Below are 9,600 nucleotides of genomic sequence, written 5' to 3'. Positions count from 1 at the left end.
CAAAACCGACCGCCCCCTTGCTATCATATTGATATCAAGATTATATCAGCTACATGCCGCTATTGCAACCAGCGTTTGGCGACATGTAGCGGGGACAGTGATGCTGGTCACCCTAATTGATCAATATCTTTTTTATGGCTAGCCCACCGCACTTTTGGCAGCGATTAGCATCAAAGCGATTGAGCGCATAGCAATGAGGGCAAAACCTGTTCACCTCATTTACCCTGTTTTTATGCTACTTCTACCCGGCCCCTTGGCCTATCAACCCCTCCCACTTGACAGGTTGGAGCCATGGCAGGACTATGGTTTTATCGACGAGCCGCGGGGCCGGAAAGGGATTCCTGGACTTAAAAATGACTTACTTTGCCTTTAATTACTAGCACCGGACAACTGGCTAATCTTATTACTGCCTCGGAAACACTACCTAAAAGGTAGCGCCTGATGCCACTTAACCCCCGGGACCCTAAAACCACCAGATCATAGCCCTCCTCTTCAACCAAGCGTGTCAAAGTATCGGCCGGGTGGCCGGGTACTACCTTGGTAGTTAATGTTATCCCTTCACGGGCAGCCAGGTTTTTAGCTTGCTCCAAAGCTTGGGCAAAAAAGTTTTTGGCATCTTCCAGGACGCCATTAACTTCGTCCTTAGTATCGGCAAAATCAGGTACGTGGGCAACGGAAACAGCCGTTATTTGCGCTTCGTATCTTTTAGCCAGGTCGAGGGCAGCTATTAAAGCTCTCCTGGCATAGGGTGAGCCATCGTAGCCTACTAAAATCTTGTTAAACATGGTTTAATTACCCTCCCCTTTCTGAGGTACCAAGGTATGGCAGCGCTTTTCTTGTTCTACCGCCGGTACCTGGTCGGGCCGGAAAAAGGCCTGGGCAATCAGGGTTGGAACCACAGCGCTGAGGATGACCACCGTTACCAAAACTGTATACTGGGTTTGGTTAATATAGCCATGATTGAGGCCAAACAAGGAGGAAATGGTGCCGAAGGTAAGCCCGGTGGACATTAGCAGGGTGGTGTACATACCCTCTCGGGGTTCAAACTTAAAGAAACGCGTCGTTGGCCAGACGCCAACGAATTTGGTGGCCATTTTGATCAACAAGCCGACCACGATTATCCCGAAGCTGGCAACCACTGCCGGCAAAGATACAAAAAGGCCAGCCTTAAGAAAATAAAACGGCGTTAAGAAGGCAAAAGCCATAGTCCGCATGCGAAGAGCAATATTCCTTTCTTGGAGAAAGAAACCAGCAACAGCTAGACCAATCAGGTAAGCCGGCAAAACCGGTTCGCTGTTGGCCATGGAGGCCAGCCCACCGAGGAAAAAAAGAAGGAAGAAAAAGTATTTTACCTCCAATTGACTGACACGGTTGCCATAGCGCTCAATATACCAACGGGTGAAACGTGGCAGGAAAGCCAGTATAATTGCTGTAACAATAGCAAATAGGAGCATCCACGCATTAAAGTCGGCAAAAAGTATACCTAAGGCTATTACTGTTCCCAGGTCATTGACGAAACAGGCAGCTAAGATGATTTTACCTATCTCACTTTCATTGAGACCGGTTTCAACCATTACCGCGTACACCACGGCGACCGAGGTGGTTGAGAGGGCGATCCCCGCAATTTCTGCCGCTGGGAGGGACCAATGCAAAGCAAAATAAGTATATAGCAGAGCACCGGCAAAAGGTAGCAGGAAGGCGATAACGCCAATGCTCACGCTTTCCTTGAACTTGGTCCGCAAAACTTCTGGATCCACTTCAGCACCGGCAAGGAAGGTCAGGAGAATGCTGCCAACCCCGGCCAGGAAATCCACCCACGGAGTGGTGTGCAGGCCCAAGAAATTACCGCCAATTACGCCTACCGCAATCTCCATCAAGGAAATAGAGATGCCCGTCCAGCCAGCTAATAAGCCGCCTAGTAAAGCTAACCCAAGCCATTCGGCCGCCACAAGCCACATATTTTCCATGAACCTCAACCTCCTCATCTTTGACCAGAGACCGGTTTAGGTTCTGGAAAAGGCTCGGGCCAGCCAACGAGCTTCAAGCGCTAAAAAGCCCCTACCGATCCCTGGTCGTTTTCGGTAGGAGCTATCAGCTCAGTGAGCGTTAGGCGAGCTCCATCGCCATTCTAATCTTAGAAGGTTTAGTTGAATACCGGTTCGCCCCACCTCCTCGGTTTTCCCTGGACCTATTATAACACCAGTGCTTTGCATTGCAAGCTTTTTTGCTGCCAGTGTAGCGGGACAGTTCTTGACAGGCCAAGGTTAAGATAGCTATAAAATAGATAGAAGAAGGCAGCCCCAAAAACCATAAGAGGGTCCGCCAAGTTGAACTTTTCTACCCCTCGCCGCTTCTCCGCCAGGGAGTAATACTAATTGACGCTCCAGGCATCGGCTCAACTTTCCAGCATAACACGGCAACAACCCTTAATTTCCTGCCCCAATGCGATGCCGCTTTATTCTTGGTTTCGGCAGACCCACCCATAACTGAGATGGAGATCGAGTTCTTGAGGGCCGTTCGCAGTCAAGTTGCTCACCTCTTTTTCGTGTTAAATAAGGTGGATTACCTTGATCGGGAGGAAATTGCCGCCCTTTCCCATTTCCTCAAGAGAGTTTTGAACGAGCAAGCTAATCTGGAAGATATTCCTATATTCTGCCTGTCGGCCCGCCAAGCTTTAAAGGCTAAAAAACCAATCAGCCGACGTACTCAGCGACACGCTTATGCACCTTGAACTTCGCCTCCGTGGGCTACAAATGCCTTTGGAGGTTATAGCCAAAGCCATACCCGATTTCTTTGCGCCCAAGCTTGAGGAATTAGGGAGGGTTTTTGAGGCCAGGGTCACCGAGGTGCTGCGGTCCTACCAACAGCAAGCTGACCAGCTAATCGAGGCGGTCCGCAAGGCTGCCGCCGAACTCTTCGACGTTCCCTACCGAGCCCCGAGTAGCTCGGAGGCCTTTGCCATGGAGCGCCAGCCATATTCAGAATCTAGCCCCTCAGGTCGCCCAGCTTCAAGCCATAATAAACAATCTCAACCAAATTCGAGCCCAGCTGACAACCCTAATCCAGTAGGCCTGTGTAGGCGGGAGAAAACTGTCAGGTCACCGATCCTCCTACCCGCGCCAGCATCAAAGCATCTTGGGGGTTGTTGGCTGGAGGACATGGGCCCCTTCTGTGTGCTAGATCGGCTCATTCAGGAAGCCCCAGGATCGAAATCAGCTCGCGCCGAAAACTCTCATACTCCTGGCCCCCGTCGATGAGTAAATTGCTTATCGCGTAAAATCTGTTGGTGCTAGGTGAGTTCATCCGAGCAATCTGTCCGTCAACCGGAACACCCGCAATAGTCCAGCGTAGGACGCCGCTGGCAGAAAGCTTTAAGTGACTCTTTTCAGCTTCGCCCAACCTGTTGTGAATATTGGAAGGATCCCCGCCTCCCTTAACCTCTATAGCTAATAGGTGACGGTATTGATTTCCAGAGCGCTCGCTAACAAGTATATCCGGGTCGGCCCCAAATCGTATTCTTACCCGTCGACCCGCAGCATTATTGAATTCGATTTCATTCTCCTTTTCTTGAAAACCATCGGGGTCTTTCGATTTGATGATGCCCTCAATTAACTCCCGAACAACAGCTACGGCTTTTTGACCAACGATCACCCGATAACTCCCGTCCAACTGCGTCCCTAGAGTTAGTAAAGCAAGCTCGTGGAAGAAATCCTCAGTAATATTATCTTTGCTACTAACCACGCTTAACAATTGTTCACCAGCCTTGATAAGGGCTACGCAAAGATCCCGCATCTCACTTTCCGAAACAACAAGGTTTTCCCCCTTTTCTATTTTGACCCACTTGTCCAACCCTTTCCTGCCATATTCCTTTTGCGAAATCCCAAGGACAAGGCGGTAATAACCAGAAAGAGTTAGTTTCTCTTTGATCAGGCAAGGCACAGCAAAAAGGACTTCTCCGCGCAGGCCAAACGCACCCAATTTATTGAGGGCGTCCGCGCTAACCAAATTGTGAAGCTCCTGATCGATGGTTTGGACGCCCACTCTCCCAACAGCTTCTCTTAATGCATCGCGCAAGATTCTACCCCGTTCGGATCTCAAGCGGCTAATCACCCATAATTGTTTTGTGGGAGTCAAAGTTTCCACAAATCAAGCCCCCAATTCACTTTCGCCTTTAAAGATCGTCCCGTACGGAGCCAGCCTTTTTGCGGCCATAGCACAGTAGTCGAGGTTGAGTTCTATGCCAATAAAGCGTCTCCTATTTTGCAGAGCTACTATCCCCGTAGTACCTGAACCCAAAAAAGGATCGAGTACGAAGTCCCCCGGTCTTGACCCGGCCAAAACACAGGGCGTAATGAGGGCTGGGGGAAAGGTCGCAAAATGGGCTTCCGGATACGGTTCGGTATTCACAACCCAGACCGACCGTTTGTTTCGTCGGCCCTGGCCGGACGCAGCCGGTTCGAGTATGGACTGGTAATCGTAATAATAACGTTCGTTTTTGCTGAGTAAGAACAAATACTCATGCGCTATGGTTGGTCTATCCTTAACGCTTTCCGGAAGTACATTCGGCTTGTACCAGATAATGTCCGCCCTTAGGTACCACCCGTCTTCTTGCAGTCGGAAAGCTAAACGCCATGGTAAACCTAAAAGGTCTTTGGGTTTCAAGCCTGCGGGAGTTGGGGGGCGAAAAGGCAGTCCTCGCACCATGTGACCATTGTCTGTTTTCTTATCGGGGGCACGATAGGCCCTACCTCCGCTTGTGTGCCCGTCGCCCATGTTCAGCCACAAAGTGCCATCAGGTTTAAGGACCCGTTTGACCTCACGAAACACCGCTATAAGTTTATCCAGGTATTCCGAGATGTCCATTTCTGCGCCAATTTGGTCAGGAACGCCGTAGTCGCGAAGTCCCCAATAAGGCGGAGAAGTAATGCAGGTCTGAACGCTTTCTTCAGGCAACTCCTTTAATGCTGTTAAAGCATTTCCCGTTATTATGTACGACGTCTCTTTTCTTAGTTCCCTAAGCAAGGACGGGGGCCCCGTTACAATGACACAATCCTTTTTCGGTTCCTCGTAAGATAAAGGATCGAATAAACTCAGTTCTTCTAATTCCATCGTTTCCACCTACCCTAGCACGCCCAGCTCCTTTTGTGATCGGTAGATTCATTCGACCTCTCCCCCTTATTTCCTCTTATGAACTAAAAGGGCCGCTGATTTTATGCTACAATGAACGCATGTATCGGCAGCACAAAACGTCACCCAGGCGGTACACCGCGCGGTTGAACGGGTTCAAGACACACCGGCTTCAAGGACCCCGGTAGCCGTGGCTGAAGAAATAGCTGCCTCAGCGCAATCCTTGATCCAGATGGTCCTAGACCTCCAAGAGGCTGTTGCCCGGTGTAAAATATCCTGAGAACAACAGTTGAGTCACCCCCAACTGCTGCCACGGTACCCCAGCCAGGCCGAAGGTCGCCTTGGGTTGGGGGTGTTAGTGGTTAGGCACGCGTGAGTTATACTAGTTCCTGGGAACTAGGGAAGTGCAACCACACCTCTCCTACATCTGGGGGAATGCTTGGTGCCGCTGATAGGGCCCGGGGCAGAAATTACAGTAGATGTGACCGATCTCAGCCATGACGGCGAAGGAGTAGCCCGCTGGCAAGGCCAGGTGGTATTTATACCCCTAGCCTTGCCCGGCGATCGCGTCCGGGCCAAGGTGACCGAGGTAAAGAAGAGATTTTTGCGAGGCCAGCTGGTGGAGGTTATCGAGGCCGGGCCGGCGCGCTGCCAACCCCGGTGCCCCTCCTTCGGCCGCTGTGGTGGCTGCCACATTCAGCATCTGGATTACCGCTCTCAGCTGGAATACAAGACTCACTGGGTACGAGAGGTGCTAACTCGGATCGGCGGGCTAGAAGAAGTCCCCGTGCTCCCTACCTTGGGAATGGAGAATCCCTGGCACTACCGCAACAAAATCCGCTTGCACGTAGTGGCCCGGGAGGGGCAGCTGAGGTTGGGCCTATACGCCCCCGGCTCCCATGCAATAGGCCACTGGATGAGCTCCGACGGAGCCTGTTATCTCCTCGATGGTGACTTGATCAACCTAGCCGGGCTAGTGGAAAAGTTGCTAAACCAATACTATCGTTCCGCCCCCGGCTGCCCGGCTTGGCTGGACTGCCTGACCCATGTCACCCTGCGCAAGGCCGCCGCCACTGGGGAAACCATGGTGGTCTTGGAGCATGGCGGCAACCAAAAAGGTAGTGCCGCCCCGGAGCGAAGAGCGCATAAGATCTACAGCCAGGACCAGGCGGGAACCAAGGCCGACGGCCGAGCAAGCCATCCCCGCCCAACCCAGCCACTCCTGCCGGAGGTACCTGCTAGGTTGATCGAGGAACTGGCCGCCAGCGGCCAAGTCACCACCATGGTTCAACAGGTGGGTGGACCGGACGATGAGGAAACCAGTGCAGGGCAGACTAAAGTCTTGTACGGGCCCGGATACATAACCGATGGCCTAGACCACCTCAGCTTCCGTCTTTCCGCCGCTTCTTTTTACCAGGTCAACCCCGTCCAGACTCGAGTCCTTTACCACCAAGTGCTCCATTATGCCCACCTGACCGGGCGGGAGCAGGTGCTGGATGCCTACTGCGGCGTGGGTACCATCGCCCTTTTTCTGGCCCGTCACTGCCGCCAGGTCCTGGGGCTGGAGCTTTCCTCGCAAGCTGTAGCCGACGCCCGCGACAATGCCCGCTTGAACCACATGGCCAATGTCTGCTTTCGCCAAGGCCAAGTAGAAAGATTGCTACCCGAGTTATTACGGGAGGGCTACCGCCCCGATGTGGTGGTGCTGGACCCGCCCCGGCGGGGGTGTCACCGCTTAGTCGCCGAAGCCCTAGCCAGCCGCCCGGTACCGCGCCTGGTCTACGTTTCTTGCGATCCCGGTACCCTGGCCCGGGATCTGAGTGTCCTGGCCGCAAACGGCTACCAGGTGTTGAAGGTACAGCCGGTAGATATGTTTCCCCATACGCACCACATTGAGTGCGTAGTATCTCTCAAAGGAAAATCCATAATACCCGCCTAGAAAACAATCCAACCCTTCTCCCCTGCCAATGATCCTGCCACAGGCCGGTAGCTCCAGGTAAAACCATCTCCACTGTAGGGCTCTAGGCACAGTCGGTCGGCCTAATTATCGCCAGCTGCCGGCAAGTCAGAGCCGATAATGGCTGCGGTGCAACGGAATTGCCTACATTATTAATGAATACGGCGCTTAAGTACCGTGAGGATGTTGCCGAAGAAAAAATAGGGTTACCCAAAAGAACAGCTTTTTAGGCCAAACCAACAGCGGGCAAAACTCCAGCTCTGGAGTTTTTCCTTTTTAGGCAAAAGACTTTTTAGCGCTGAAAGGAGTATGCAAAGAAGTGGGCACACGCAAGAGATCTAGCTTAGTCATGCGACTGACCATCACCCTCCTCCTTCTTACCGTCATCCCCTTAGCCATATTGACTGTAGTCATCAACCAAAACACCAGCGCCGCCCTCATGGAAAAGACCAAGGACCAGCTGGCCGGTTCTGCCGAAAAGCAGGCTAATTCCGTTCGCCAGGGTTTGCAGGACCAGCAAAAGAGCGTAGCCCAGTGGGCATTGTCAGATACCGTAACCTCCCTAGACCCGAAACGCATCCTTCCCTTTTTCAAGGCAATAATCGGCAGCGACGAAACTTATGAGACCATCTTGCTCCTTGACAAGCAAGGCAACCTCATCATCAATAGCGCCGGAGAAAGCGGTATCTCTTACGCCGATCTCCCCTGTTTTAAAGATGCCCTACAGGGCAAGCCGGCCATAAGCGACATGATGTTCTCCAAGAGTACCGGCAACCCTATCTACGCAGTTGCCGCTCCAGTGAAAAACCAAGCCGGGGAAATAGCCGCGGTGCTAGCAGCTACCATCAGCAGCAAGTCCCTGAATCAAATTGTTGGCAATGCCCAATTGGGACAAACCGGAAAGGTCTTTATGGTAAATAAGGATGGCTATTTCCTGACCGCGCCTGGAAATAATTACGCCCTGGTTTTAAAACAAAAAGTTGAAACCGCCGCTTGGAATGAGCTGAAACAAGGCCAGTCCGGGCATGGCATTTACGCCGACCAGAACGGAAATGAGGTGGTGGGAGCCTATACCACGGTAATACCGGATTTGGGATGGGGCTTGATATTGGAGCAAAACACCTCCGAGGCTTTAGCCCAGGTGCAAACCCTGACCCGCCAGCTCATAGTAGCTATGGTTATTATTGCCGCCCTGGTCACATTGGTTTCACTGGTAGTGGCCAGAAGCATCGTCCGGCCCATAGCCAGGCTGGTAAGCGCAGCCGACCAGTTGGCTGCCGGCGATTTGACCATTCAAGTGCAAAGCAATTCCCGGGACGAGATTGGCCGCCTGGCTGCGAGCTTTAACGCCATGGCCACTGCCTTGCGCAGCCTGATCGGTAAAATCTCCAGTAGCGCCCAAGCGGTATCCGCTCATGCCGAAGAGCTCAGCACCAGTACCGAAGAAGCTCAGAAATCGATCCAACAAGTAAGCACCGCGATTCAGGAAATGACCAGCGGTGCCAACGATCAGGCCAGCCAGGCCCAAAACATGGCAGATATGGTTAATCGTATTACCGACGCTATCCAGGAAACCACCACTAGGATCGATGCCGTAGCCCAGGCTTCCCAGCAAACCGAGAGCTTAGTCGGAGACGGGCTGAAAGCGATGGAAAACCAAAACCAGAAAATGCAGGAGAACCGGGCGGCCGCACAAAATGTAGCCCAGGCAGTGCATAGTATGGTCCAACAAGCCCAGGAAGTAGGGCAAATCTTGGAGACCATTTCGCAGATCGCCGATCAAACCAATCTACTAGCACTCAATGCGGCCATAGAAGCCGCCCGCGCTGGAGAGCATGGGCGCGGATTCGCGGTGGTGGCCGAAGAGGTCCGTAAGCTAGCCGAGGGATCCGCCCATGCCGCTGAAGAGATCGGGCTGATCATTGACAAGATCCAAGCCGGTGCCCGCAAGGCAGCCAATGAAGTTGATAAGTCTTACGCCGTCATCGAAGCCCAGCAGACCGCCGCTGATCAGGCCAACCAGGTCTTCGGTCAGATTTCTAAAGCCGTGAATAGTGTGACCGAGAGCATACAAGAAATAGCCAGCTTCGCTGAACAGGTGAACAACCATGCCCAAGGCATCAGTAACAACATCCAGTCCATCGCCGCAGTAGCCGAGGAGAATGCCGCCGTCGTGGAAGAAGTATCGGCCAGTACTGAAGAACAAAATGCCACAGCCGAGGAGATAGCGGCTTCGGCCCAGTCCTTGGCCCAACTAGCTCTAGAGCTTCAGGAAGCTGTAGCCCAGTTCAAATTGTCCTGACGCCCTGAGAATAGTTTAGCGACCGGGATGGCGGTTCCCCACCAACCCAGACCGCGGGCAGCCAGCGGGCATGGCTGGCCCGGCCAAGGCCGGCGGTCTGACTATTCCTTGGGACAAGCTATTTGAGAAGGGCCTTCGGCTCGCCAGTGGGCACCTAGGCCAAACAGGTAGTCTGGGCCATAACCGCTCATCCCACCACCGCCTAGCGGTCACT

The 9,600-nt window shown here is 52.9% G+C and carries 7 protein-coding genes and 1 pseudogene; 4 read left to right on the top strand and 4 right to left on the bottom strand.

Annotated elements, in window-relative coordinates:
- Nucleotides 1-347: 347 nt before the first annotated feature.
- Together H5U02_11895 and H5U02_11890 are read right to left on the bottom strand one after the other, a co-directional pair.
- Complete coding sequence (locus H5U02_11895; GenBank protein ID MBC7343117.1) at nt 348-785, bottom strand: universal stress protein; 438 nt, start codon at nt 783-785, stop codon at nt 348-350.
- A 3-nt stretch (nt 786-788) separates the two neighbouring features.
- Nucleotides 789-1,967, bottom strand: coding sequence for a cation:proton antiporter (locus H5U02_11890; GenBank protein ID MBC7343116.1), 1,179 nt, complete (start codon nt 1,965-1,967; stop codon nt 789-791).
- Between the two features lie 317 nt (nt 1,968-2,284).
- Between H5U02_11890 and H5U02_11885 the strand changes: the two genes are divergently transcribed.
- Complete coding sequence (locus tag H5U02_11885; GenBank protein MBC7343115.1) at nt 2,285-2,731, top strand: dynamin family protein; 447 nt, start codon at nt 2,285-2,287, stop codon at nt 2,729-2,731.
- 455 nt (nt 2,732-3,186) lie between these two features.
- Here the strand turns inward: H5U02_11885 and H5U02_11880 are convergent, their stop codons facing one another.
- Together H5U02_11880 and H5U02_11875 are read right to left on the bottom strand one after the other, a co-directional pair.
- Nucleotides 3,187-4,143, bottom strand: coding sequence for an XcyI family restriction endonuclease (locus H5U02_11880; GenBank protein MBC7343114.1), 957 nt, complete (start codon nt 4,141-4,143; stop codon nt 3,187-3,189).
- Nucleotides 4,144-4,146: 3 nt separating this feature from the next.
- Complete coding sequence (locus H5U02_11875; GenBank protein ID MBC7343113.1) at nt 4,147-5,109, bottom strand: site-specific DNA-methyltransferase; 963 nt, start codon at nt 5,107-5,109, stop codon at nt 4,147-4,149.
- 460 nt (nt 5,110-5,569) lie between these two features.
- Between H5U02_11875 and H5U02_11870 the strand changes: the two are divergent.
- The 3 genes and pseudogenes from H5U02_11870 (at nt 5,570) to H5U02_11860 (ending at nt 9,386) form a co-directional block, all read left to right on the top strand.
- A pseudogene (locus tag H5U02_11870) lies at nt 5,570-6,223 on the top strand (class I SAM-dependent RNA methyltransferase).
- Nucleotides 6,212-7,066: a 23S rRNA (uracil(1939)-C(5))-methyltransferase RlmD gene (gene rlmD, locus H5U02_11865; protein ID MBC7343112.1), complete on the top strand. Its 855-nt coding sequence runs from the start codon at nt 6,212-6,214 to the stop codon at nt 7,064-7,066. The pseudogene H5U02_11870 and the gene rlmD overlap by 12 nt, the downstream one beginning before the upstream one ends.
- A gap of 337 nt (nt 7,067-7,403) precedes the next feature.
- Nucleotides 7,404-9,386 carry a methyl-accepting chemotaxis protein gene (locus tag H5U02_11860; GenBank protein ID MBC7343111.1) on the top strand — a complete coding sequence of 661 codons (1,983 nt, stop codon included), beginning with the start codon at nt 7,404-7,406 and terminating at the stop codon, nt 9,384-9,386.
- The last annotated feature ends 214 nt before the right edge of the window (nt 9,387-9,600 follow it).

It is taken from the genome of Clostridia bacterium, assembly GCA_014360065.1.
Taxonomy (GTDB): domain Bacteria; phylum Bacillota; class DSM-521; order Neomoorellales; family JACIYF01; genus JACIYF01.
The sequence above is the reverse complement of the archived record's forward strand: the minus strand, read 5'-3'. Positions and strand labels throughout refer to the sequence as shown.